The 24,484-nt window shown below is 73.5% G+C and carries 24 protein-coding genes; 14 read left to right on the top strand and 10 right to left on the bottom strand.

Features of this window, described 5'->3' with window-relative positions; translation table 11 throughout:
* Positions 1-14: 14 nt before the first annotated feature.
* The 4 genes from BLV05_RS20270 (at position 15) to clpX (ending at position 3,177) form a co-directional block, all read left to right on the top strand.
* Positions 15-515 carry a hypothetical protein gene (locus BLV05_RS20270; RefSeq protein WP_046769241.1) on the top strand — a complete coding sequence of 167 codons (501 nt, stop codon included), beginning with the start codon at positions 15-17 and terminating at the stop codon, positions 513-515.
* Between the two features lie 26 nt (positions 516-541).
* Positions 542-1,087, top strand: coding sequence for a GNAT family N-acetyltransferase (locus tag BLV05_RS20275; protein WP_052762534.1), 546 nt, complete (start codon positions 542-544; stop codon positions 1,085-1,087).
* A 95-nt stretch (positions 1,088-1,182) separates the two neighbouring features.
* Positions 1,183-1,836 carry a pyridoxamine 5'-phosphate oxidase family protein gene (locus BLV05_RS20280; RefSeq protein WP_046769242.1) on the top strand — a complete coding sequence of 218 codons (654 nt, stop codon included), beginning with the start codon at positions 1,183-1,185 and terminating at the stop codon, positions 1,834-1,836.
* A gap of 111 nt (positions 1,837-1,947) precedes the next feature.
* Positions 1,948-3,177 carry an ATP-dependent Clp protease ATP-binding subunit ClpX gene (gene clpX, locus BLV05_RS20285; protein ID WP_152690783.1) on the top strand — a complete coding sequence of 410 codons (1,230 nt, stop codon included), beginning with the start codon at positions 1,948-1,950 and terminating at the stop codon, positions 3,175-3,177.
* On the opposite strand, the gene BLV05_RS20290 is transcribed toward clpX, so the two are convergent.
* The 5 genes from BLV05_RS20290 to BLV05_RS20310 all read right to left on the bottom strand — a co-directional run bounded on the left by BLV05_RS20290 (position 3,086) and on the right by BLV05_RS20310 (position 7,543).
* The gene (locus BLV05_RS20290; RefSeq protein ID WP_063932560.1) at positions 3,086-4,045 is read right to left on the bottom strand and encodes a 5-oxoprolinase subunit C family protein; all 960 of its coding nucleotides are present in this window, start codon (positions 4,043-4,045) and stop codon (positions 3,086-3,088) included. The genes clpX and BLV05_RS20290 overlap by 92 nt on opposite strands.
* On the bottom strand, positions 4,042-4,791 hold the full coding sequence (locus tag BLV05_RS20295) for a LamB/YcsF family protein (RefSeq protein WP_046769301.1): 750 nt from the start codon (positions 4,789-4,791) through the stop codon (positions 4,042-4,044). The genes BLV05_RS20290 and BLV05_RS20295 overlap by 4 nt, the downstream gene beginning before the upstream one ends.
* 8 nt (positions 4,792-4,799) lie before the next feature.
* A complete protein-coding gene (locus BLV05_RS20300; RefSeq protein WP_046769302.1) occupies positions 4,800-5,414 on the bottom strand; it encodes a 5-oxoprolinase subunit B family protein in 615 nt (204 codons plus the stop codon).
* Positions 5,415-5,495: 81 nt separating this feature from the next.
* A complete protein-coding gene (locus BLV05_RS20305) occupies positions 5,496-6,365 on the bottom strand; it encodes a helix-turn-helix domain-containing GNAT family N-acetyltransferase (RefSeq protein ID WP_046769243.1) in 870 nt (289 codons plus the stop codon).
* Between the two features lie 77 nt (positions 6,366-6,442).
* A complete protein-coding gene (locus BLV05_RS20310) occupies positions 6,443-7,543 on the bottom strand; it encodes a DUF4232 domain-containing protein (protein ID WP_082155282.1) in 1,101 nt (366 codons plus the stop codon).
* 33 nt (positions 7,544-7,576) lie between these two features.
* Here BLV05_RS20310 and BLV05_RS20315 point away from each other — a divergent pair, with 33 nt between their 5' ends.
* Positions 7,577-9,202, top strand: coding sequence for an alkaline phosphatase D family protein (locus BLV05_RS20315; protein ID WP_197683226.1), 1,626 nt, complete (start codon positions 7,577-7,579; stop codon positions 9,200-9,202).
* A gap of 1 nt (position 9,203) precedes the next feature.
* On the opposite strand, the gene BLV05_RS20320 is transcribed toward BLV05_RS20315, so the two are convergent.
* Positions 9,204-10,088 carry a diacylglycerol/lipid kinase family protein gene (locus BLV05_RS20320; protein WP_052762535.1) on the bottom strand — a complete coding sequence of 295 codons (885 nt, stop codon included), beginning with the start codon at positions 10,086-10,088 and terminating at the stop codon, positions 9,204-9,206.
* An 89-nt stretch (positions 10,089-10,177) separates the two neighbouring features.
* On the opposite strand from BLV05_RS20320, the gene BLV05_RS20325 reads away from it, so the two are divergent.
* The 4 genes from BLV05_RS20325 to BLV05_RS20340 are packed head-to-tail and all read left to right on the top strand — an operon-like array spanning position 10,178 to position 13,873.
* Positions 10,178-11,104, top strand: coding sequence for a hypothetical protein (locus tag BLV05_RS20325; protein WP_046769245.1), 927 nt, complete (start codon positions 10,178-10,180; stop codon positions 11,102-11,104).
* Complete coding sequence (locus BLV05_RS20330; protein ID WP_046769246.1) at positions 11,101-12,021, top strand: hypothetical protein; 921 nt, start codon at positions 11,101-11,103, stop codon at positions 12,019-12,021. Before BLV05_RS20325 ends, BLV05_RS20330 begins: the two co-directional genes overlap by 4 nt.
* A complete protein-coding gene (locus BLV05_RS20335; RefSeq protein ID WP_152690784.1) occupies positions 12,018-12,956 on the top strand; it encodes a hypothetical protein in 939 nt (312 codons plus the stop codon). Before BLV05_RS20330 ends, BLV05_RS20335 begins: the two co-directional genes overlap by 4 nt.
* Positions 12,953-13,873: a hypothetical protein gene (locus BLV05_RS20340; RefSeq protein WP_046769248.1), complete on the top strand. Its 921-nt coding sequence runs from the start codon at positions 12,953-12,955 to the stop codon at positions 13,871-13,873. Before BLV05_RS20335 ends, BLV05_RS20340 begins: the two co-directional genes overlap by 4 nt.
* 16 nt (positions 13,874-13,889) lie before the next feature.
* Here the strand turns inward: BLV05_RS20340 and BLV05_RS20345 are convergent, their stop codons facing one another.
* Complete coding sequence (locus BLV05_RS20345) at positions 13,890-14,684, bottom strand: SDR family NAD(P)-dependent oxidoreductase (protein WP_046769249.1); 795 nt, start codon at positions 14,682-14,684, stop codon at positions 13,890-13,892.
* A gap of 14 nt (positions 14,685-14,698) precedes the next feature.
* Positions 14,699-15,664 carry a DMT family transporter gene (locus BLV05_RS20350; RefSeq protein ID WP_083421349.1) on the bottom strand — a complete coding sequence of 322 codons (966 nt, stop codon included), beginning with the start codon at positions 15,662-15,664 and terminating at the stop codon, positions 14,699-14,701.
* A gap of 32 nt (positions 15,665-15,696) precedes the next feature.
* On the opposite strand from BLV05_RS20350, the gene BLV05_RS20355 reads away from it, so the two are divergent.
* Positions 15,697-16,587: a LysR family transcriptional regulator gene (locus BLV05_RS20355; protein WP_046769251.1), complete on the top strand. Its 891-nt coding sequence runs from the start codon at positions 15,697-15,699 to the stop codon at positions 16,585-16,587.
* Here BLV05_RS20355 and BLV05_RS36620 read toward each other — a convergent pair.
* Positions 16,578-17,240 carry a class I SAM-dependent methyltransferase gene (locus tag BLV05_RS36620; protein ID WP_052762536.1) on the bottom strand — a complete coding sequence of 221 codons (663 nt, stop codon included), beginning with the start codon at positions 17,238-17,240 and terminating at the stop codon, positions 16,578-16,580. The genes BLV05_RS20355 and BLV05_RS36620 overlap by 10 nt on opposite strands.
* A 23-nt stretch (positions 17,241-17,263) precedes the next feature.
* Entirely contained in the window at positions 17,264-18,394 is a 1,131-nt protein-coding gene (locus tag BLV05_RS20365) for an epoxide hydrolase family protein (protein WP_046769252.1), read from the bottom strand.
* Positions 18,395-18,437: 43 nt separating this feature from the next.
* On the opposite strand from BLV05_RS20365, the gene BLV05_RS20370 reads away from it, so the two are divergent.
* From BLV05_RS20370 to BLV05_RS20390, 4 genes are all read left to right on the top strand, one after another.
* A complete protein-coding gene (locus tag BLV05_RS20370) occupies positions 18,438-19,424 on the top strand; it encodes a helix-turn-helix transcriptional regulator (protein ID WP_046769253.1) in 987 nt (328 codons plus the stop codon).
* Between the two features lie 821 nt (positions 19,425-20,245).
* Positions 20,246-21,691 (top strand): RNB domain-containing ribonuclease, encoded by a 1,446-nt coding sequence (locus tag BLV05_RS20380; protein ID WP_197683228.1) that lies wholly within the window; start codon positions 20,246-20,248, stop codon positions 21,689-21,691.
* Between the two features lie 71 nt (positions 21,692-21,762).
* Complete coding sequence (locus tag BLV05_RS20385) at positions 21,763-22,734, top strand: TIGR03885 family FMN-dependent LLM class oxidoreductase (protein WP_046769255.1); 972 nt, start codon at positions 21,763-21,765, stop codon at positions 22,732-22,734.
* The gene (locus tag BLV05_RS20390; RefSeq protein ID WP_046769256.1) at positions 22,731-24,350 is read left to right on the top strand and encodes an alpha-amylase family protein; all 1,620 of its coding nucleotides are present in this window, start codon (positions 22,731-22,733) and stop codon (positions 24,348-24,350) included. Before BLV05_RS20385 ends, BLV05_RS20390 begins: the two co-directional genes overlap by 4 nt.
* The last annotated feature ends 134 nt before the right edge of the window (positions 24,351-24,484 follow it).

Here is a 24,484-nt window from a genome sequence, read left to right on the forward strand (position 1 = left end):
GGTGTGCTCGGGGCATGACCCACGACGCGGGGCTCGGGCGCGTGCTCGTGCGCCACGACGAGCGCAACGGGTGGCGGCTGCTGCTCGGCGCGCTGGTGACCGGCGGCGGCGTGCTGTGCGCCGTCGAGGCGATGACGCTGGCCGAGGGCGAGATCGACCGGGCCGTCTACTGGGTGCTCGCCGCCGTGCTGGGGCTGTACGGTGGACGGCTGCTGGTCAAGGCGCTGCGAGCCGGGACCGCCGAGTACGTCGAGGTGCGCGAGCACGGTCTGGTGCACTCGTCGGCGGCGGCCGGGGTGCGGACGTGGCCCTGGGACCGGTTCGCGTCGGTGCGGGTCGGCCACCACACGGACACGTTCGTGCTGCGCTGCGTGATCCGGATCAAATTGGCCGGTGGCGAGCGGCTGGACCTCAGCCTCTGGGGCCGCCGCTCCCACGACGTCGGCCGGACGATCGCCGCCGCGTGCCGCCGGCACGGCCGCCCCGTCGTCGAGCGTGACGTGACGATGTCGTGAGAGCGGCGCCGACTTACGGTGGGGCGGTGACGATCCGCCCCCGCACGCCGGCCGACGTGCCGGCCCTGGCCGCCATCCTGGCCCGCGACCACGAGGCGACCGGCTACCCCTACGTCCTGCCCGACGACCCGGCCGCCTGGATCGCGACGCCGTCCGACCTGGTCGCCTTCGTCGCCGCGGATGCCGCCGACGAGGCCTACGACGGACGGCCGTCCGGGCACGTCAGCGTTGGGGCGGCGGCGACCACCGACCACGGCGCCGGGACCGTGCTGCAGGACGCCTGGAGCACAGCGCACGGGCGGCCGGTCGAGGACTGCGCCGTCGTGGGGCGACTGTTCGTCGCGGCGGACCGGCAGCGCCGGGGCCTCGGCGAGCGGCTGCTCGACACCGCGGTCGGCTGGATGCGCGACCGTGACCTCGCGCCGTGTCTCGACGTGCTCCCGATCGGCCCGGCCGCGTCTGTCGTGAGCTGGTACGAGGCGCGCGGCTGGGTGGTGGCCGGCGAGGCCAGCCCGGTCTGGCGGCGGCCCGGCTGGCCGCCGCTGCTCGCGCTCGTCCTGGAGGCCGAGTGACCGAATTGTGGCAATTGGCTACCGAAGATCACCGTGGGTGGGCGATCATGGTGGGTCACACAACCCGGGGGCGGGGGACGTGGAGGATAGAACAGATGGATCATGCTGCGCAGGAACGACCCGGATCGGCCGGCGAGCACGCATTGCAGGAGGTCAGCGGCAGCCGCGAACGGGCCGACCGCTTCTACCGTGAGCAGGTCGGCGACCACCTGAACAGCCACATGCGCGAGTTCGTCGGCCGCATGGAGATGATGTTCGTCGGATCGGCCGACGGCGGCGGCGAGTGCGACGTCACGTTCCGCGCCGGCCCGCCGGGCTTCGTCCGCATCCTGGACCCGCGGACGCTGGCCTGGCCGGAGTACCGCGGCAACGGCGTCATTGCCAGCGCCGGCAACATCGTCGAGAACGGTCACGTCGGGCTGCTGTTCATGGACTTCGTGCGCGACCTCGTCGGCCTGCACGTCAACGGCGGCGCGGCGCTGCTGTCGCCGTCGGAGTTCGCCGAACGGCACCCCGAGGAGCCGGTCGACGCCGACGTGCCCGGCCGCCGGCCTGAGCGGTGGGTGACGGTGCACGTCGAGGAGGCCTACATCCACTGCTCCAAGCACGTCCCGCGGCTGATGCCGGTGCCGCGGAACCGCCAGTGGGGCACCGACGACCGCAAGGCGAAGGGCGGCGACGCGTTCGGCGTGGCGGCCTCGCGCGGGCTGGGCACGCACGCCAAGCGGACCCTCCAGCAGGGCTCTTGAGTGCCAACACGCCGGGCCGGGGTGGCTCCTGGGGATGCGGCAGGGGGAGCCGTACCATCAGCGCCTACCATCCAGATGGTCAGAACATCTGAAATGTGGGGCTGAGCGTTGATGACGTGCGCCTTCTGCGGCAAGAGCCAGAAGCAGGTGACGAAGTTGATCGCGGGTCCGGCCCGCGTCTGTATCTGCGACGAGTGCGTTGCGCTGTGCAACGAGCTGATGGCCGACGACCCCGCGATGGACGACGCAGCCGACCTGGTCGACCCGCCGAAGCCGCGCGAGATCCACGAGTTCCTCGACCGGTACGTCGTTGGGCAGGACGCGGCGAAGAAGGCCCTCGCGGTCGCGGTCTACAACCACTACAAGCGGGTGCGGGCGCCGTCGTCGGACGTGACGGTGGCCAAGTCGAACGTCCTGCTGATCGGCCCGACGGGGTGCGGTAAGACGTACCTCGCGCAGACGCTGGCGAAGATGCTGAACGTGCCGTTCGCCATCGCCGACGCCACCGCGTTGACGGAGGCTGGCTACGTCGGCGAGGACGTCGAGAACATCCTGCTCAAGCTGATCCAGGCTGCCGACTACGACGTCAAGAAGGCCGAGACGGGCATCGTCTACATCGACGAGGTCGACAAGATCGCCCGCAAGAGCGAGAGCGCCTCGATCACCCGCGACGTGTCCGGTGAGGGCGTGCAGCAGGCGCTGCTGAAGATCCTCGAGGGGACGACGGCCAGTGTGCCGCCGCAGGGCGGGCGCAAGCACCCGGGTCAGGAGTTCATCCAGATCGACACCACGAACGTGCTGTTCATCGTGGGCGGGGCGTTCGCCGGGCTGGACGACGTGATCCACGCCCGCACCGGGCGGCGCGGCCTCGGCTTCGGGGCGGACCTCGCGACGCTTCCGGCGGCGGCGAACCCGCTGGCCGGGGTGATGCCGGACGACCTGCTCACGTTCGGGCTGATCCCGGAGTTCGTCGGCCGGCTGCCGCTCATCACGACGGTGGCGCCGCTGGACCGCGCGGCGCTCATCCGCATCCTGTCCGAGCCGCGCAACGCGCTGGTGAAGCAGTACCAGCGGCTGTTCGAGCTGGACCATGTGGAACTGGAGTTCACCGACGACGCCGTCGAGGCGGTGGCCGACCTCGCGCTGCTGCGCGGCACGGGCGCGCGTGGGCTGCGGGCGATCCTCGAAGAGGTCCTGCTGCACGTCATGTACGAGGTCCCGTCGCGTGACGACGTCGCCCGGGTCGTCATCACCCGCGACGTGGTCGATGCCAACGTGCTGCCGGCGCTGCTGCAGCGGGGCCGGGCCGCGCGCCGGCAGCGGCGGGAGCGGTCGGCCTGAACCGCACCGCGTCGCCGGGCCGCAGCTGCGCGGCCGGCGGCAGGTCGGCGGCCGCCACGACGCCGATCACCGGGTAGCCGCCGGTCACCGGGTGGTCGGCCAGGAACAGCACCGGACGGCCGCTGGGCGGGACCTGCAGCGCGCCCGTCACCATGCCCTCCGGCGCCAGCTCGCCCTCGTCGCGGGTGCGCAGCGGCGCGCCAGCCAGCCGCAGGCCCACCCGGTCGCTGTCCGCCGTCACCTCGTACGCGGTGCCGAACAGGGTGTCCAGCGCCGAGTCCGTGAACCGGTCCGCCCGCGGCCCCGGCAGTACCCGCAGCGTCGTCTCACCGGCGGGTGACGGCACCGGCGGCGGCATCGGGGCGACGTCGACGCACGGCTCGCCGTCCACGTCGCCGGCCAGCGGCAGCAGGTCGCCGGGGCGCAGCGGCGGCGGCCCGATGCCGGCCAGCGTGTCCCACGACCGCGACCCCAGCACCGGCGTCACGCCCAGCCCGCCGCGCACCGCCAGGTACGACCGCAGCCCGCGGGCCGGCCGCCCGATCCGCAGCTCCTCGCCGGCCCGGACGGCGAACGGCGCGTTGAACGCCGCCGCCCGCCCACCCGCCCGCACGTCCGCCGGCGCCCCCGTCAGCGCCACCGTCGCCGTCCGCCGGAACCGGACCACCAGCCCGCCGAGAACGAACTCGACGGCGGCCGCCCGCTCGGCGTTGGCGACCAGCCGGTTCGCCAGCCGGAAGCTCTCCTCGTCCGCCGCACCCGCCCGCCCGACCCCCAGCGCGCCGAGCCCGGGCCGGCCCAGGTCCTCGACGATGGCGAGTACGCCCGGCTCGACGACCTCGAGCACGGGTGCGTCGCCGATCGTCATGCGAAGGCGGCGATCGGGATGCCGTGCTCCGTCAGCACCTCGCGGACCCGGCGCAGCAGGCCGACGGCGCCGGGGGTGTCGCCGTGCACGCACAGCGACCGCGCCCGGACGGCGACCGCCTCGCCCTCGATGCTGGTGACCTCGCCGGTGGTGACCAGTTGCAGGCAGCGGGCGGCCACCTCGTCGGGGTCGGTGACGAGCGCGCCCGGACGGCGGCGCGACACCAGCCGCCCGTCGGCGTGGTAGGCGCGGTCGCCGAACGCCTCGGCCGCGGTCGGCAGCCCGTGCACGGCGGCGATGCGCAGCACCTCCGAGCCGGGCAGCCCGAGGATCGTCAGCGCCGGGTCGTACGCGCGGGCGGCGTCGACGACGGCGGCGGCCTGCTCGGCGTCGCCGACGATGGTGTTGTAGAGCGCGCCGTGCGGCTTGACGTAGCGGACCCGGGTGCCGGCGACCCGCGCGATGCCGTCGAGCGCGGCCAGCTGGTACAGCACGTCGTCGGCCAGCTGGGTGGCCGGCATGGCGATCTCGCGGCGGCCGAACCCGGCGAGGTCGCGGTAGCCGACGTGCGCGCCGACGGTGATGCCGCGGGCGGCGGCGATCTCGCAGATCCCGCGCATGATCGTCGGGTCGCCGCCGTGGAACCCGCAGGCGACGTTCGCGCTGCTGACGACCGCGAGCAGGCCGGCGTCGTCGCCCATCGACCAGGCGCCGAAGCCCTCGCCCAGATCGCAGTTGAGGTCGATCGGGTCGGTCACGGGCGGCCGTCCGTGAAGCGGACCCGGGTGCCCGGCAGCAGCGCCGCCGGCGGCGTCCGGTCCAGGTCCCACAGCACCGCGTCGGTGTGCCCGAGCAGGTGCCAGCCGCCCGGCCCGGACCGCGGGTAGACGCCGGAGTATCGGTCGGCGATGGCGACCGAGCCGGCCGGCACCCGGGTCCGCGGGTCGTCGCGGCGGGGGAGTACCAGCTGCGGGTCGAGCCCGGTGAGGTAGGCGAAGCCGGGCGCGAACCCGGTGAACGCGACTGTGTAGGTGGCGCCCGAGTGCCGGCGGACCACCTCGGCGGCGGAGAGCCCGGTGGCCGCCGCGACGGCGTCGAGGTCCGGGCCGTCGTAGCCGACCGGGATCTCGACCAGCGGCGGCTCGTCGGCGTCCGGCCGCTCGTCCGGGAGGTGGGCGAGGTCGGCGGTGAGCCGCTCGGCCGACGTCACCCCGGGGTCGAACATGATGAGCAGCGTCTCGGCCGCCGGCACGACGTCGACCAGCCCGGCCGGCTCGTGGTCGCGCAGCGCCGCGTTCAGGGCGAGGACGTCCTCGAGGCCGGCCAACTCGACCAGGATCGCGTGGTCTCCGCAGGGGAGTACGTGCAGCTCACTGGTGCGCATGGTCTCGCCCCTCCACACGGCCGCCGAGCGTCCCACGGCCATTGAAGGGAGGGCGAACCGATCATGTCAAGGTGTGGACCGCTGGGGTGGGACGGCGCGGCCGGCCGCGCGCCGCTCCAATAGGATGCAGTCGTGCCAGGCGCCGTCGCGGCGGGCGAACTTCTCACGGACGCCGACGGTGCGGTAGCCGGCCTGGTGGTGCAGCGACAGCCCGGCCCGGTTGACGCTGAACACCGACGTCTGCAGCGTCCACAGCCCGGCGCGGTCGGCGGCGGTGACCTGGCGGAACAGCAGCGCCTTGCCGATGCCGCGGCCCCAGTAGGCCCGATCGACGTACACCGATGTCTCGCCGACGCCGCGCAGCGGGTCGCGCTCGGACGCGTGCGCGACCGTCGTCCAGCCGACGACGACGCCGTCGAGCTCGGCGACCCAGCGGTGCCCGGGCAGCCAGCGGGCGGCCAGCCGGGTGCTCGGCGGCACGGTCGTGTCGAACGACGCGATGCCGGTGTCGAGGCCCTCCTGGTAGATGCGGCGCACCGCCGGCCAGTCGTCCAGCCGCAGCTCGCGCACGGCGATGCCGGCGGGGACGTCCTCGGGGTGCCGCGGCCGCGTGGCCAGCGCGCCCATGACGACGTCGGCCATGTGCGGCAGCCCGATGATGCACGCCTCGTTGACCGTGACGCGGGTGAACGGGCCCTCGCGGTCGACGTGGACGAAGCCGATCTCGGCCAGCTTGCGGACGTGGTGGGAGCAGGTGGACTGGCTGATGCCGAGGCGCTCGGTCAGCTCGCCGACCGTCCGGCCGGCGGGCGCGGTGGCGACGGCGTGCAGCAGCCGGACCCGGGTCGGGTCGGCCAGGCAGGCGAAGGATTCGGCGAAGCGGGCGACGTCGTCGGTGGGCAGGAGATCGGGTTGCGCGAGCGCGCCGGCGGTCATGTCTGCGAGCCTATTGACCCCGATCGATGCGCGCGTGATGTTCGCGTATCGCTGAGGTTTCCTCGGCCGGAACAGGGTCAGAACGATGCGCCGTCGGGCCGCCACTCCGTCACCGCGACCTCGCCTCCGTCGACGATGTCGACGTACGCGTGCGTGCCGCCGCCCTCGACGACGAGCGAGGTGAGCGGCAGCTCGGTGACCGGGCCACCCGGCGCCGCGGCGACCAGCACCTCGTAGGTGAGGTCCGGGTTGCCGGCCGTCGGCATCGCGTTCCAGTCCAGCATGGCGACGGCGCGCCCGCCCGCCGGGACGACCACCCGCGGCGCCTGCGCGGATGCGGCGACGGACGGGACGACGGCGACGGCGAGCAGCTGCTCGGTCAGCGTCCGGAAGCCCGCCGACGGGTGGCCCTGGACGGCGCACGGCGCGGCGCCGGTGTTGGTCGCGCCGAGCAACAGGTACCGCGAGCCCAGCGCGGCGTCCGAGCCGGTCAGCTCCAGCCGCAGATCGGCCGGGTCGCAGGCCGGCGCCGCGGGGTCGGCGGGCCAGCCGCCGCCGTCGCCGCTCGGGAGGTACGGCGGCCGCGGAGCGACGTCGGCGACGGCCAGTTCCGCGGTGTCGTCGAGCGTGCGGACGACGTCGACCCCGGCGCCGTGGACGGCGGCGACGTCGGCGACCTTGGGCAGGTCGGCCTCGTCGGCCACCCGCACGTCGGCGGTCTCGCCGTCGAACACCGCGCGCACCACACCGGGGGTGCCGGCGAACACGTACGCGTCGCTCACCGGGTCGCCGGTCGCGGGCAGCGGGTACGCGCGCACCGCGATCTCCGCCTCGGCCGGCGTGACCGGGTTCAGCCAGATCTCCAGCCGCGGCGCGGCCGGCTCCGGCCGGTCCGCCAGCAGCTCGTCGATCGCCTCGACCGCCCACCCGGCGCTCAGCGCGACGTCGTGGACTATGTCGAGGCGCAGCGTCCAGCCCGTGGGATCGTCCGGCAAGCCGTCGTGCTCCTCGCCGTCCGGATCGAGATAGTGGACGGTGACGTCGTCGACGCCCGAGAGCGCGCGGGCGTCGGCGACGATCTCCTGCTCGTCGCCCGTCGACGTCACGGTCTGGCCGCAACCGGCCAGGACGAGGGTGAGAACGACGGCCAGCAGGGTATGAATCCGGGCAGACGGCACGGATCAGACCCTAACTCCACGGAGGTGGCGCCGTTGCCGGCCACGCTCGTCCTCGGGCCGATGCTGCGCCACGTGGACCGGACGTCCGCCCTGATCTGGGTCGAGACCGACCGCCCGGCCACGGTCCGGGTCCTCGGCGCGACCGCACACACCTTCACCGTCCACGGCCACCACTACGCGCTGGTCGCCGTCGACGACCTCGAGCCGGGCACGTCGACGCCCTATGCGGTCGAGGTCGACGGCGAGTCGGTGTGGCCGGAGCTGGGGTCGCCGTTCCCGCCGCCGGTGATCCGCACCCACGGGGACGGGCGGGTGCAGCTGACCTTCGGCTCCTGCCGAATGAGCGTCCCGCACGATGCGAAGCACCGGCGCCGCTTCGGCACCGACACGCTGCGTGCCCTGGCGCTGACGCTGGCCGGCGCGGACGAGGCGGAGCGGCCCGACGGTCTGGTGCTGCTCGGCGACCAGGTGTACGCCGACGAGACGTCCGAGGCGATGCGGGCGTTCATCCGGGAACGGCGCGACGTCGCCGAGCCGCCCGGCACCGAGGTGGCCGACTTCGAGGAGTACGCCCACCTCTACCGGCTGGCCTGGACCGACCCGGCGGTGCGCTGGCTGCTGTCGACCGTGCCGGCCGCGATGATCTTCGACGACCACGACATCCGCGACGACTGGAACACCTCGCAGGCCTGGCGGGAGAAGATGGCCGCCCAGCCGTGGTGGCGGCGCCGGATCACCGGCGGCATCGCCGCGTACTGGCTCTACCAGCACGCCGGCAACCTGTCGCCGTCGGAGCGGGCGGCCGACCCGGTGCTGGCCGCCGTGACGTCGGTGTCCGGCGACGCCGGCGCCGTGCTGGACGAGTTCGCCTGGCGGGCCGACCAGGAGCCGGCGTCATACCGGTGGAGCTTCACCCGCGACATCGGCCCGGCCCGGCTGGTGATGATCGACTCGCGCTGCGGCCGGGTGCTCGACCCGGAGAAGCGGGCGATCGTCGACGACGCCGAGTGGGACTGGATCGCCGCCCGCGTCCGCGACACCGAGCACGTCGAGCACCTTTTCATCGGCACGTCGCTGCCGTACCTGCTGCCGCGCGGGCTGCACGATCTGGAGGCGTGGAACGAGGCGACGGCGGCCGGCGCATGGGGCCCGCGGTTCGCGCGGGCGGCCGAGACGGTGCGCCAGGGGGTCGACCTCGAGCACTGGGCGGCGTTCGGCCGGTCCTTCACCGCGATGGCCGACCTGGTGACGGAGGTGGCGACCGGTCCGGAGGGACGGCGGCCGCGGACCGTCGGCTTCCTCTCCGGCGACGTGCACTACTCCTACGGCGCGCGGCTGGCCTACCCGGGCCGGACCTCGCAGACCAGCCGGGTGTACCAGCTGGTCTGCTCGCCGGTGCGCAACCCACTGAGCCGGACGCTGCGCTACCTCAACGGCGCCGCCGCGTTCGCCGTCGCCCGCCTCGTCGGGACGGTGCTGGCCCGGCTGGCCGGGGTGCCGAAGCCGCCCGTGCGCTGGTCCATCGAGGCCGGTCCGCGGTTCGACAACGCGCTGGCCACGCTGGAACTGACCGACGGCTCGGCCCGGGTGCGCTGGGAGACCGGCAAGGTGGACGGCGACACCGCGACGATGTCCGAGGTGCTCACCGCCGACCTGTGAGTCAGACGGTCACCCGCAGCGCGTGCTGGCGCACCGTCCACGTCCGGGCGCCGGTCAGCTCGGACAGCTCGCCGTCGGCGTTGAGCGGCACCGGCCCGCCCTCGATCGTCACCGCGTGGCCGCGCGCCTCGAGCACGTCGTGCCGCTCCGGGTGCCGGCCGCGGACCAGCGCGGCGGCGAACGCGAGCCGGGCCTGCAGACCGGTCGAGAAGGACACGACGACGTCGACCCGGCCGTCGTCGGGGCGGGCCGATGGCGTCACCCGCGCGCCGCCGCCGATGGTGGCGCCGTTGCCGAGCGCGACCATCAGCGAGCGCCGGTCGCCGCCGGCCAGCAGCTCGCCGTCGACGGTGACGTGCAGCGGCCAGCCGCGGGTCGACGCGCCGGCGACCGCGCTGCCCACCGGGTAGGCCAGCCGGCCCAGCCGGGGCTTCAGCGGGACGGCCCGCCGGCCGGCCTCGGCGCCCACGCCCAGGTGGACCGCGTTGACGACCACGCCGCCGGCATCGTCGGTCAGCACGTCGAGGTCGCGCGGCCGGCCGTCCAGCACCACCTCTGCGGCGCGGGCCGGGTCCAGCGGCAGCCCGAGCGTGCGGGCGAAGTCGTTGCCGGTCCCCAGCGGGACCAGCCCGAATGTGAACGGCGGCCGGTCCAGCAGGCCGAGGCTCAGGGCGGTCGCGACCAGCAGGTGCACCGAGCCGTCGCCGCCCATGACGACCGGCCGGTGGTCCGGGTGCCGCTTCAGCGCGTCCGGCAGCTCGTCCGGGTCGAGATCGGCCAGTTCGACTTCGCCGGCGCCCGCGCGGAGCACGCCCAGCGCCGTCTCGACCGCGTCGTCCCCAGCGCTGCCCGCGCGTGTGTTCGTGATGACCAGCAGATTCGGCACGGTCCGATGGTGACAGGTCGAGATGAGAGGACTCTGAGGCCGAGCCCGCGGCCTTGTGATGGAGGTCGTTACCCAGAGACAATTCATCGATGAGGCACGGGGACGAAGCGCCGCTCGACCTCGGCGTGGTGGGTGCGGTGGACCAACTGGAGCCGGCTGAGGCTCCGTCCCGCGAGGGGTCCGGCCGGTGGCGGTGGGCGTTCCTCGCGTTGGCATTCGTCGCCGGCGGCGTGCTGGGACTAGTGGTCGCCGACAGCCGCGACGACGCAGCCGCGTACGCCGACGTCAGGCTGGTCAGCGGGATGGTCATGAGCAGCTACGGGCAGGCGGACGAGGTGCTGCCCAGCCAGATCGAGGTCACCGTGCTCAACCTCGGCGAGCACGAGGTCGAGATCCTGGGGCTGCAGCCTCACGGCACGACCGTCGAGCCCGGCGCCGAGGAGGAGGAGCCGCTCACGGCGCCGCCCGGCGAGTGGGTGACCGCCCGGCAGGACGGGCTGATCGTCGACTGCGACGCCGAGGTCGACGCCGAGGACGGCGTGCAGATCCGCGTCCGCGACGCAGGCGGCACCGAGCGAGTGGTCGAGGCCGACGGCATGCCCGAGTACGGCGGCGTCAGCGACGCGCTGCGGTACGGGTGCGAGTCGGCGGCGGAGATCTACCCCGACATCGGCGCCATGGTCACCGCCAGCGACGCCGAGAGCATCACCATCGACGTGCGCCTCTCGAACCCCGGCACCGAGCCGATGGAGGTGTCCGCGCTGGAGACTGACACGCCCGGGGTGGCCGCCGCCGCGGGCGCCGACCTGCCGTTCGAGTTGCCACCGGGCGAGTCGGTAGGCGTGCCGCTGACCTGGACCGTCACCGACTGCCGGCTGGCCAGGACGTGGCCCGATCCGCAGGTGGTCTACAGGGTCGGTCGCTACGACGCGTCGCTCGGCACCTACCCGCTGGACGCCCCCGCGCAGGCCGCGCTCGTCCTGCTGACCGACCGCGTCTGCGGGGACGCGCCGTGACGGCGTCAGGCGAGCCACTGGATCTGGGCGTGGTGGGCGGCCCGGAGTCGGCGGCGGAACCGCCGGAGCGGCCGCGGCAGTCGTCGAACCGGTGGCGGTGGGCGGGCGTCGCGCTGGCCTTCGTGGCCGGCGGCGTGCTCGGGCTGGTGGTCGCCGACACCCGCGACGACGCGGCCGGGTACGCCGACGTCCGGCTGGTCAGCGGGTCGGTCACCAACGTGACCGAGCGGGCGGACGAGGAGTCGCCCGGCCGGCTGCAGCTCAGCGTGCTCAACATCGGCGACCACGAGGTCGAGATCCTGGGGCTGGAGCCGTACGGCACGACCGTCGTGCCCGGCGAGGAGGCGGCCGAGCCGCTCGCGGCGCCGCCCGGGGAGTGGGTGACCGCGAGTCAGGGCGGCCTGGTCTTCGACTGCGAGGCCGAGGTCGGCGACGTCGACGGCCTGCGGATCCGGGTCCGCGACGCGGGCGGCACCGAGCGGGTGGTCGAGGCTGACGGCATGCCCGAGTACGGCGGCGTCAGCGACGCGTGGCGATACACCTGCCAGCCGGCCGAGCTGTTGTTCCCCGAGATCGCCGCCACGGTGACGGGCAGCGCCGCCGAGAGCGTCACCATCGAAGTGCGACTCTCGAACCCCGGTACCGTGCCGATGGAGGTGTCCGCGCTGGAGACCGATACCCCGGGCCTTGCCGCCGCGGGACCCGAGCTTCCGTTCGAGCTGCCGCCCGACGAGTCCGTCACCATGCCGCTGACCTGGACTGTCACCGACTGCCGGCTGGCGCGGCAGTGGCCCGACCCGGAGATCGTCTACGCGCACAGCGGTCAGCAGACGTCGCGCGACTACCACTCGATGGACGCCGCCGCGCAGGCCGCGCTGGTGTTGCTGACCGACCGCGTCTGCCCGAGCGCGCCATGACGACGCCTGGCGAGCCACTGGATCTGGGCGTGGTGGGCGGCGGCGGCCAGCCACCGGAGCCGCCGCCGGAGTCGTCGCCGGACCGGCCGGGCCGGCGGGCCGGCCGGTGGCGCTGGGCCGCCGTCGCGCTGGCGTTCGTCGTCGGCGGGGTGGTGGGCCTGGTCGTGGCCGACGCGCGCGAGGACGCGACCGTCCACTCGCGGGTCGAGCTGTTCGGCGGGCAGGTGCAGCCGGTGATCCTGGGTGGCGAGCGGCCGGACGGCGAGCTGACCGTCACGGTGCTCAACGCCGGCGACCGCGCGGTCGAGATCGTCGGCATCGAGGTCGAGGGCATGACGCTCGCCGACGGCGCCGAGCCCGGCGAGCCGGTGGAGGCCGAGCCCGGCGCCTGGGTGACCTACGTCCAGCGCGGGATCGAGGTCGACTGCACCGGCGCGCTGCCCGACGGGTTGCGGGTGCGCGCCCGCGCCGAGTCGGGTGAGGAGCAGTTGACCGAGATGGCGCCGCCGGACAACAACGACGGCCTGCGCGGCTTCTGGTACCTCCAGTGCCAGGCGCCCTATCAGTTCGGGCTGCAGGTGCGCGACAGCGCCGTGATCCGCACCGGCGACGCCGAGGTCGTCCTGGGGCTCGAGCTGGCCAACGACGGGCCCGACGACCTCAGCCTCGGCGCCATCGCCGCCCGGGCGCCGGGCTTCGCGCTGACCACCGACGCGACGGAGCTGGCCATCCCGGCCGGCGAGAGCGTCGCCGTCGAGACCACGTGGACGGTGAGCGACTGCGAGACGGCGCTCAGCGCGTCCGGCGGGTCGATGGCGGTGCGCATCCTCCACGACGGCGCCGAGACCGAACAGATCATCGTCCTCCCGGAGCAGGGGTTCGTCGCGCTGGCCCGGTTGTCCGGGCGGTCCTGTCCGGCGACAATCCTGGAATGACGGCAGGGGACGGTCGAGACGACGACGTTCTCGACCTCGGCGTCGTCGGGCATGGGCCGGAGCCGCCCGACGAGCCGGGGGAGCGGCCGGCCCGCCACTGGCGACGCTGGGCGATACCCGTCGTGGCGCTGGTGGCCGGTGGGCTGCTCGGCGCGGTCATCGCCGACTCCCGGCACGACGCCGCCGAGCTGGCCCGCGTCGGCATCGTCAGCGGCGCGCAGAACTGGACGCCGGACGAGGGCGGCGAGGCCGGTACCCGCATCGAGCTGCAGCTGATGAATATCGGCGCCCAGCCGGTCGAGATCGTCGGCATCGAGGCGGCGGGCTTCGCGGCGGCCGCGGACACCGAGCCGATGTCGCCGGTCGAGGCGCCGGTGGGGGACTGGGTCAGCGTCCGGCAGGACGGGCTGGTCGCCGACTGCGAGGCCGCGCCGCCGACGGAGCTGCTCGTCCGCATCCGCGACGCCGGCGGCGAGGAGCGCACCGTCGCGGCCGACCAGCAGGCCGACTACGGCGGCATCGCGATGCTGTGGACCTCCGAGTGCGAGTTCGGCGCGGGCATGGCCCAGTTCGTCGCCCCGGTGTCCTTCACGCGGACCGATGCCTCGCTCACCGTGACGTTGCGGCTGCTCAACTACTCCGGCCGGTCGGTACAGGTGCTCCGCATGGTGCCGATGGCGCCCGGCATGACCGCCACGCCGCCGGAGCTGCCGATCTCGCTGTCCGGCCACGGCAGCACCCAGGTCGACCTGACCTGGACCGTCGACGACTGCGCCGCCGCCGCCACGATGACCGGCGACGACGGCCGGGTCGAGTACACCGTCTCGTCCGGCGTCACGCAGCTGCCCGACGGGTACCCGCTCGACGGCGCGACCATGGTCGAGCTGGTCCGCCTGGTCACCCGCGTCTGCGGCTGACGCGGCCAGGGCGTTTCTAGGGCAGGATCGAGTCGACGTAGCCGCCGTCGACCCGCACAGCGGCGCCCGTCGTCGCCGACGCCTGCGCCGAGCTGAGGTAGACGACGAGGTTGGCGATCTCGTCGGGCTCGATCAGCCGCTGCAGCAGCGACTGCGGCCGGTGCAGGCGCATGAACTCGCGCTGCGCCTCGTCCCACGGCAGGTCGCGGTCGACCAGCTGGTAGACGAAGTCCTCGACGCCACCGGTGTGCGTGGGCCCGGCGATGACGCTGTTGACGGTGACGCCGCTGCCGGCCGCCTCCTTCGCGAAGCCGCGCGAGACCGCCAGCAGCGCCGTCTTCGTCATGCCGTAGTGGATCATCTCCGCCGGGATGACGACGGCGGAGTCGCTGGCGATGTACTGCACCCGGCCCCAGCCGCGGGCCCGCATGCCGGGCAGGTAGGCGCGGGTCAGGCGCACCGCCGCCAGCACGTTCACCTCGAAGTACCGCCGCCACTCCGCGTCGGTGATCTCCAGCGCCGGCGTCGCCTCGAAGATGCCGAGGTTGTTGACCAGGATGTCGGCGCCGGGCAGCGCCTGGACGACGGCGGCCGCGCCCTCCTCGGTCGCGACGTCGGCCGGGACCGCGACGACGTCCGCGCCGGGAACGTCGGCCCGCAGCCCTTCGACCGCGTCGTCGACGGTGCTCGCGCTGCGCCCGTTGACGCCGACCCGCGCGCCCGACCGGGCCAGCCCGGCCGCGATGGCCCGCCCGATACCCTGCGTCGACCCGGTGACCAGTGCTGTTCGCCCGCTGAGATCGAGGTGCATGCCTCGATCCTCTCTCAGGCGCGGCGCCGGCGCCGGGAGATCGCGACGCCCACCAGGCTGATGGCGCCGCCGATGAGGCCGAACTCCGTCGGCACCTCGCTGAGCAGCGCCCACGACATCAGCACGGACACCGTCGGGACGACGTACGTGGTGGCGCTGAGCCGGCCGGCGTCCATCCGCTTGAGCGCGTACGCCCAGGTCGTGAAGCCGATCGCGGTCGGGAACAGGCCCAGGTAGACCGCGGCCAGGATGGCCCTCAGCGAGGCGTCGGCCAGCTCCGACACCAGCTGCGGCGTCCACGGCAGCAGCACCGCGGTGCCGACGAGGCAGGCCAGCCAGGTCGTCGTCAGGCCGTCGGTGACCCGCAGCACGACCTTCTGGATCAGCGCGCCGGCCGAGAAGAGCACCGCCGCGAGCAGGCAGAGCGCGACGCCGAGCCAGTCGCGGTCGCCGCTGGAGCCGAGCGAGATGATCGCGACGCCGCTCAGCCCCACCAGCGAGCCGGCGATCAGTGCACGCGGGAACCCCTCGCCGAGGAACAGCCCGGCGCCGAACGCGATGAGCAGCGGCGCGACGTTCACCAGCAGTGCCGCGGTGCCGGCGTCGACGTGCTGCTCGCCGGCGTTGAGCGCGACGGTGTAGCCGGCCAGCCAGAGCACGCCGCAGGCCGTGATCAGCCCGAACGTCCGCCGCGACAGCGGCACCGGGATCACCCGTCGGCCACGGGTCGCGACCACGATCGCGGTCAGCGCCACCGACGCGACGGCCAGCCGGATCAGCGCTTGCGGCGCGGCCGACAGCGTGTGGCCGACGTCGCGGATGGCGACGAACGCCGAGGCCCAGAGCACGACGGTGACGGCGGCGGCGACGGCGGCCTTGCGGCTCTCGGTGAGGCGGGGCGCGGCCGGGGGGCCGGGAGGGTCTGCGTCACCCTGCCATGGTGCGGCGCGGGATTCGACAGCACAAGCACGTATTTCCATCTCAACGTTAAGCAACGCTGTACGATCGGGAGATGCTGGACGTGCCCCGCCTCCGCCTGCTCCGCGCCGTCGTCGCCACCGGCTCCGTCCGGGCCGCCGCCGACGCGCTCGGCTACACCCCGTCCGCCGTCAGCCAGCAGCTGGCCGCGCTGCAGCGCGAGACCGGGCTGCGGCTGCTCGACCGCGCCGGCCGTGGCATCGAGCCGACCGCCGCCGGGCGCACGCTCGCGTCCGAGTCAGAGCCGCTGTTCGAGGCGCTCAGCCGGCTCGACGGGCTGGTCGGCGACCTGCGGGCCGGCCGGGTCGGCAGCCTGTCGATCGGCTACTTCGCGTCGGCGGGCGCGGCCTGGCTGCCGCCCGTCGTCGCCGCCCTGCACGCGCAGTTCCCGGAGCTGCGGCTGGACCTGCGGATGACGGAGGTGAAGCTGCCGGACAGCTACGAGCCCGACGTCGACATCTTCGTCGAGCGGCCGGAGTGGACGCCGCCGCCGGGGGCCGACGTGCGGCACCTGGTCGACGACCCGTACCTCGCGGTCGTGCGCACCGACGACCCGCTGGCCGGACGGGGCGAGGTGGCGCTCGCGGAGCTGGCCGCGCGGCGCTGGATCGACAACGACCTCAACGACGGCGCCTGCCGCCGAGTGTTGCTGCGCGCCTGCGCCGAGGCCGGCTTCTCGCCGGAGTTCGCGGTCGAAACGCACGACTACCGCACGGCCATCCCGTTCGTCGCGACCGGCATCGGGCTCACCGTCGTGCCCGAGTTGGGCATCCGCGACCTCCCGCCCGGCGTGACGACGGTGCGCGTCGTCGCCCCCACCCCGGTGCGGCGCATCCACGTCGCCGTCCGCAAGTCCGCCGCCCAGCACCCGGCCGCGCTGCGCGCCGTCGACCTGCTGCAGGAGGCGGTGCTCAGTCAGTCCTGAGGGCGCAGCCTGACCCAGGTGCCGGCGTCGTCGAGGACGCCGTCGAAGGCCAGGCCCGCGGCGGCGGCCTCGGCGGTGAGCTGGTCATCGCCGACGTCGGTCGCGGTGAACTCCTGCCGCCACGACCGCGTCCCCAGCCGGTACGTCATGGCGGCCGAGCGGACGCCGCCGGCGTACTCGCCCGCCTCGAGGGTCAGGCGGACCGGGCCGGCCTCGTTCTCGGCGTCGCGGGCGTTCGCCGCCCAGTCGCGCGGGTAGCGCTCCAGCAGCACGACCCCGTCGCCGGCGACGTGCTGGCGGCAGACCCGCAGCAGGGCCGCTCGTGCGGCCGGGTCGGGCTGGTTGATCAGGTGGCTCGCGCCGAGCACCACGTCGAACGTCTCGCCGAGGTCGATCTCGTGCAGGTCGGCGCGGACCCGGCGGGCGCCGGTGACGTGGTCGAGCATCTCCTGGCTGTCGTCGACGGCGGTGACCGGGTGGCCGTAGGCGACCAGCACCCGGGTCAGCCGGCCCGGGCCGCTGCCCAGCTCCAGAATGGACGACCCCGCCGGGACCGCGTCGTGCACGATGGTCGGCGCGGTGCCGGCGGGGATGGCGAGGTAGAGGGCGAGCGGGCTGCCGTCGGTGCTGACGAAGTCCTGTGCGGTGTCCACGGCCCGACGGTACCGTGCGACCGTCAGCGGGCGAAGAAGGCCCGCAGGTCCTCGACCAGCACGTCCGGCCGCTCCAGCGAGGCGTAGTGCCCGCCTTCGGGGAACTCGGTGTAGCGGACGATGTTGTCGTTGTCGCGGTCGGCGAACGCGCGGATCGTGCGGAAGTCGTCGGCGAAGACCGCGACCGCGGTCGGCGCGTGGTTGACGGCCGGCTCGGCGCCGGAGCGGGCCTCCTCGAAGTGGTACCGCCCGGCCGTCGCGGAGGTGTTGGTGAACCAGTACAGGCTGACCTCGGTGAGGATCTGGTCGACGGTCACCAGGCTGGTCCCGTTTCCGAACGAGTTGAACAGCTCGTTCCAAGCCAGCTGCCCGACCGGAGAGTCGGAGACGCCGACGGCGACGGTCTGCGGCCGGCTGCCGTTGATCGCGTTGTAACCGCCGACGGACTGGAACCACTCCAGGTGCTGCAGGCCGGCGTGGTCGGCGGGGGACAGGTTCGCGAACTCGGCCGGGTCGCCGGACGGGAACGAGAACAGCTGCAGGACGTGCAGGCCCAGGAAGCCCTCCGGGTTCAGCAGGCCCAGTTCGCGCGACACCATGGCGCCGCCGTCGCTGCCGTGCGAGCCGTAGCTGTCGTAGCCGAGCCGGCGCATCAGCGTGTCGTAGGTGCGGGCGACCCGCGCCATCGTCCAGCCGCGGTCCTCGACCGGGGTGCTGAAGCCGAAGCCCGGCATCGACGGGACGACGACGGAGAACGCGTCCTCGGCCTTGCCGCCGTGCGCGACCGGGTCGGTCAGCGGGCCGATCATGTCGAGGAAGTCCACGAACGAGCCGGGGTAGGAGTGCGCGAGCAGCAGCGCCTTCGCGTCCGGCTCGGCCGACGGCACGTGGATGAAGTGGATGGTCTGGCCGTCGATCTCGGTGAGGTAGTGCGGGAAGGCGTTCATCCGCGCCTCCTGGGCCCGCCAGTCGAACCCGTCGCGCCAGTGGTCGACGGTCTCGCGCAGGTAGTGGTTCGGCGTGCCGTAGTCCCAGTCGTCGCCGGGCGCGGGCCGCGGCAGCCGGGTGCGGGCCAGACGGTCCTGGAGGTCGTCCAGGTCGGCCTGGCTGATCTCGACGCGGAAGGGGCGGATCGGTGCGGTGGTGTTCGTCATGACACTCACACTAGAGGCCCAATAGGCACGGTATCTTCCTAATATGAAGGGGACTTCCGCACGAATGCTGGCACTGCTCTCGCTGATGCAGTCGCGGCCCGCCTGGACCGGCTCCGAGCTGGCCGAACGGCTCGGCGTCAGCGCGCGAACCATCCGCAACGACGTCGACCGGCTGCGCGAGCTGGGGTACCCGGTCGACGCTGCGCGGGGCGCCGGCGGGCACTACCGGCTCGGCGCCGGCGCCCGGCTCCCACCACTGCTGCTCGACGACGAGGAGGCGGTCGCCGTCGCGATCGGGCTGCGGGCCGGCAACGGCGTCGCCGGCATCGAGGAGAGCAGCGCACGGGCGCTGGCCAAGCTCGAGCAAGTGCTGCCGCACCGGCTGCGCCGTCAGGTCACGGCGATCGGCGACGCGATGTCGCGCGGGCCGGAGAACACCGGCAGCAACGTCGAGGACCCGGTGATCGACGCCGCCGTGCTCACGACGCTGGCGGCGGCGATCCGCGACCACGAGGCGGTGCGGTTCGACTACCGGGGCGCGCCTGCCGACGGGCCGCCGCTCTCCGTCGAGCCGTACCGGCTGGTCAGCTGGCAGCGGCACTGGTACCTCGTCGGCCGCGACCCGGCGGCTGGGACATGGCGCCCCTACCGCGTCGACTGGATCTCGCTACGCATGCGGACCGGGCTGCGGTTCGAGCCCGCGCCGCTGCCGGGCGAGGACTACACCGCCTTCGTCCTGCGCGAGGTCGCCTCGACCGGGTGGTCGGTGCACGCGCGCATCACGGTGTGCGCGCCGGCCGCTGACGTGCTGGCGCGGATCAACCCGACCGTCGGCGTCGTCGAGTCGGTGGACGAGTCGACGTCGGTCCTGGTGACCGGGGCCGACAGCCTGGAGATCATCGCCGTCTACATCGGCATGCTCGGGCTGGACTTCCGGGTGACCGATCCGCCGGAGCTGGTCGAACACGTCCGCGTGCTCGGCGAGCGGTACCGGCGGGCGATCCCGCCGGCTCCGGCGGCTGATGGGTGAGCGTTTGCTGTTGCCAGGGCGACAGCAAACGCTCACCCATCCGTGGGGGCGGACGCCCGAGCGCGATCTTGCTATACCCATGAGTGGGCTGGTCCCTCTGCGGTGGGACCAGAAGTGAGCCGAGGACCCCGGGGGCATACCCGGACCTCGGCTTCGCGCTTTCTACGGGTCAGTCCAGCCCGATCCGGTGCTCGGTCAGAGCGCCGCTGATCGACTCTCGGTAGGTCGAGTCCCGTCTCTCGGCCGCGCTGATCGCTCCGGCAACGATGTCGCCGCCCACAGCAACGGTTCTTCACCCGGCCGTGCGTGTCCGACGTGAAGGGTGGGCGGGAGCACGCCCCGGGATCGGTAGACGGTGATGACGTCGAGGTCGCGACGGTCGGCGACAGGGTTGCGGGACTCCAGCCGCACCTCGTCCACCCTGCCGCGGCCAGCTGGAACAGCAGTGTCTCCAGGCAGTGGCGCCGAGCTCGCTCCTGACGCCGCGCGTTGACTGGCGCGCCTACGACCACGATCGGGAGGATGGGCAGTCTGGCGAGCACTTCGACGGCATCGCGGCGCTCGAACGGTTCCTTGTCGCGCCAGTGGAACCGACGTCCAGGCCGCGGCTCCAACGAGCGCACGGCGTCGCGGACGCCGTCGGCGTCGGCAGCATGGAGCGCCACCGCGGCGAGGACGTATACGCCGTCGTCGGTGCGGATGGATTCGTCGACGTAGGCCAGCCAGCTCACACCTCCTGTGGGTGCGTTCCACGGGCGGTTCGTGACACCCCGTGAGAGGCTGTGCACGGCCGAACGAGCGACCCCCGGGGGAGGACGTCAGTGCCCAGACGTGTGGTGCGGCTGCGTGACGAGGTGTTGTCCGCCGACGGCGAGACGCTGCGGGCGGGGATCGTGGCCATCCAGGCCGAACTGGAGGTCACGCCGGAGTTCCCGCCGGAGGTCGAGCAGGCGGCGCAGGCGGCCGCGAAGAACCCGCGCCTACCCGGCCTCGACCGCACCGAGCTGCCGTTCGTCACCATCGACCCGGCCACGGCGCAGGACCTCGACCAGGCCCTCCACCTCGAACGAAAGAACAACGGCTTCACCGTCTACTACGCCATCGCCGACGTCGGCGCGTTCGTCAGCCCTGGCGACCCGCTCGACCAGGAGGCGCACAAGCGCGGCGAGACGCTGTACGGCGCGGACTCGAAGGTGCCGCTCTACCCGAAGGCGCTGTCCGAGGACGCCGCCTCGCTGCTGGCCGACCAGGTGCGCCCGGCGCTGCTGTGGACGATCGAGCTGGACGGCGCCGGCGGCACCGTGGCGGCCCGCGTCGAGCGGGCGCTGGTGCGCAGCCGCGCCAAGCTGTCCTACGTCGAGGTGCAGGAACAGCTCGACGCGGGCACGGCCGACCCGGTGTTCGCCCTGCTCAAAGAGGTGGGTGAGCTGCGCCTCGCCCAGGAGGCCCAGCGGGGCGGCGTCTCGCTGCCGCTGCCCGAGCAGGAGGTCCGCATCGACGGCGAGCACTGGTCGCTGGCGTTCCGGCAGCAGCACCCGGTCGAGCAGTGGAACGCGCAGATCTCGCTGCTGACGGGCATGACGGCGGCCGCCATGATGGTCGAGGCCAGGACCGGCCTGCTCCGCACGCTCGCCCCCGCCGACCCGCGCGACGTCGAGCGGCTGCGGCGGACGGCCAAAGCGCTGCGCATCGACTGGCCGCAGGACCAGAGCTACCCCGAGTTCGTCCGCTCCCTCGACCCCGCCACGCCCAGCCACGCCGCCATGCTGGTCGCGTGCACCCGGCTGCTGCGCGGCTCCGGCTACGTCGGCTTCTCCGGAGAGCTCCCGCAGCGCACCGGCCACTCGGCCATCGCCGCTGACTACGCGCACGTGACGGCGCCGCTGCGGCGGCTGGTCGACCGGTACGCGCTCGAGATCAGCGTCGCGCTCAGCGCGGGCGACGACGTCCCCGGCTGGGTCGTCGACCGCCTGGGGGAGCTGCCGAAGACCATGCAGGGCTCCACCCGCCGGGCCAACCAGTACGAGCGTGCCGTCCTCGACCTCGTCGAGGCCGCCGTGCTGCAGGAGTACGTCGGCGAGCGGTTCGACGGCGTCGTCGTCGAGGTGGACGACCGCGACGCGCGCAAGGGCGACGTCACCATCCGCGAGCCCGCGGTGGAGGCGCCGATCAGCCACCAGGGTGAGCTGCCGCTCGGGACGGACGTGCAGGCCCGGCTGGCCGCCGCCGACCCGCGGACCCGGACGATCCGCTTCGAACTGGGATAAAACACGCATAAGGCACGACGCCGCCGGGTACGCGACGGGCACACCGTCGTCGCTCGGAAGGTGAAGACTCCATGCCCGTCGTCGGCTGGCACGCGTCGCACGAGCAGATCCCGCCGAGCCGGCTGCTGGCCGACGTCCGGCACGCCGAGCAGGCCGGCTTCCAGGCGGTGTGGTCGTCGGACCACTTCGCGCCGTGGAGCGCCCGGCAGGGGGAGTCCGGCTTCTCCTTCGCCTGGCTGGGCGCCGCCATGGCGACGACGGCGCTGCCGTTCGGCGTCGTCTGCGCTCCCGGTCAGCGCTACCACCCGGCCGTCGCGGCGCAGGCGATCGCCACGCTCGAGGAGATGTTCCCGGGCCGGTTCGCCGTCGCGCTGGGCAGCGGCGAGAACATCAACGAGCACGTCACCGGCGAGCGCTGGCCGGACAAGCCGACCCGCAACGCCCGGCTGCGCGAGTGCGTGGACGTCATCCGGGCCCTGCTCGACGGCGACGAGGTCACCCATGACGGGCTGGTGACGGTGGACCGTGCCCGGCTGTGGACCCGGCCCGGCACCCCGCCGCCGCTCTACGCGACCGCCGTCAGCCCCCGGACCGCCGGCTGGGCAGGGGAGTGGGCCGACGGCCTGGTCACCGTCGGCCAGGCGCCTGACGTCCTCAGACGCGTCGTCGACGCCTTCAGGACCAACGGCGGCGACGGCAAGCCGCTCGCCGTCCAGATCCACATCAGCTGGGCGCCGGACGAGGACGAGGCGCTCTCCATCGCGCACGACCAGTGGCGGACGAACGTGTACTCGCCGCCGCTGTGCTGGGACCTGACGACGGTCGAGGAGTTCGACGAGGCGGCGAAGTACGTCCGTCCCGAGGACCTGCGCGCGAACGTCCTCGTCAGCGCCGACCTCGGCCGCCACGCCCAGCACCTCCACGACCTCGCCGGCCTCGGCTTCGACACCGTCTACGTCCACCACGTCGGCCAGGAGCAGGCGGGATTCATCGACGCGTTCGGCGAGCACGTGCTGCCGGCGCTGACGGCGGTGACGGCGTGAGCCGGCGGCGCCGCGCGGCCGGCGACCTGTGGTGGAAGAACGCCGTCGTCTACTGCCTGGACGTGCAGACCTTCCTGGACACCGACGGCGACGGCTGCGGCGACCTCGCGGGGCTGACGGAGCGGATCGACTACCTCGACGGACTCGGCGTGACCTGCCTGTGGCTGATGCCGTTCTACCCGTCGCCCGAACGCGACGACGGCTACGACATCGTCGACTTCTACGGCATCGACGAGCGGCTCGGCACGCTCGGGGCGTTCGTCGAGATGGTGCGGACGGCGCAGGACCGCGGCATCCGGGTCATCGTCGACTTCGTGCTCAACCACACGTCGCACCGCCACCCGTGGTTCGTCTCCGCGCGCAAGGGCCGCGACGCCCCGTTCCACGACTTCTACGTGTGGAGCGACGAGAAGCCCGAGGACAAGCCGTCCGACCTCGTCTTCCCCGGCGAGGAGCGGTCGACCTGGGCCTGGGACGACCAGGCGCAGCAGTGGTACTACCACCGCTTCTACACCGAGCAGCCCGACCTGAACACCGCCAACCCGGCGGTCCGCGACGAGATCGCGCAGGTCGCCGGGTTCTGGCTGGCACTGGGGCTGGCCGGGTTCCGCGTCGACGCCGTGCCGTTCATGATGGAGGAGTCCGACCGGGCGACCGCCGGCCGGCAGGAGCCGCACGAGCTGATCCGCGACCTGCGCGCCTACCTCGCCCGCCGCCGCGGCGACGCGGTGCTGCTGGGCGAGGTGAACCTGCCGCCGAAGCAGGCGCTGGAGTTCTTCGGCGAGACCGGCGACGAGCTGACCATGGCCTTCGACTTCACCGTCAACCAGGCGCTGTACCTGTCGCTGGTGCGTGAGGACGCGGCGCCGCTGGGCAAGGCGCTGAAGGCGCAGCCGGAGCTGCCCGACGACTGCCAGCGGGTGAACTTCGTCCGCAACCATGACGAGCTGTCCCTGGACCAGCTCACGAACAAGGAACGCGCCGAGGTGTTCGCCGCGCTCGGCCCGGACCCGGACGTGCAGCTGTACGGACGGGGGATCCGGCGGCGGCTGCCGAGCATGCTCGACGGCGACGAGCGGCGGATCCGGCTGGTGTACTCCCTGATGTTCTCGCTGCCCGGCACGCCGGCGCTGTTCTACGGCGAGGAGATCGGCATGTCCGAGAACCTCGACATCGAGGGCCGGCTCAGCGTGCGCTCGCCGATGCAGTGGTCGGGCGAGCGGCACGCCGGCTTCTCGCCGGCCCCCGACGGCGCCCGGCTGGCGCGGCCGCTGCCGGCGGACGTCTCGGTGAACGTGGAGGCGCAGCGGCGCGATCCGGACTCGCTGCTGAACTGGATGGAGCGGCTGATCCGGCGGCGCAAGGAGTGCCCGGAGCTGGGCTGGGGCCGGCTGGCGCTGCTCGAGGCGTCCGGGCCCGTCCTGGCGCACCGCTGCGACTGGCAGGACCGCACGATCGTCGCCGCCCACAACCTCACCGGGTCGAAAGCGACGGTGCGGCTGCCCGGCGACGACGGCTGGGAACGGCTGGTCGACCAGTTCGGCACCGACGACGCCGCGCCCGGCGAGGAGCTCGAGCTGGAGCCGTACGGCCACCGCTGGTTCCGCCCGGGCTGAGCGTCCACACTCTGTCGGGTGCACACCGGCCGTCATGCGACAACTGTCGGATGACATTGCGCTGGGCCGGCTCTACTGTCATGCCGACCGCGAGTTCCAGACCGCAGTGAGTCGCACAAGGGAAAAGAAGAACA

Source organism: Jiangella alkaliphila (genome assembly GCF_900105925.1).
In the GTDB taxonomy this organism is placed as follows: domain Bacteria; phylum Actinomycetota; class Actinomycetes; order Jiangellales; family Jiangellaceae; genus Jiangella; species Jiangella alkaliphila.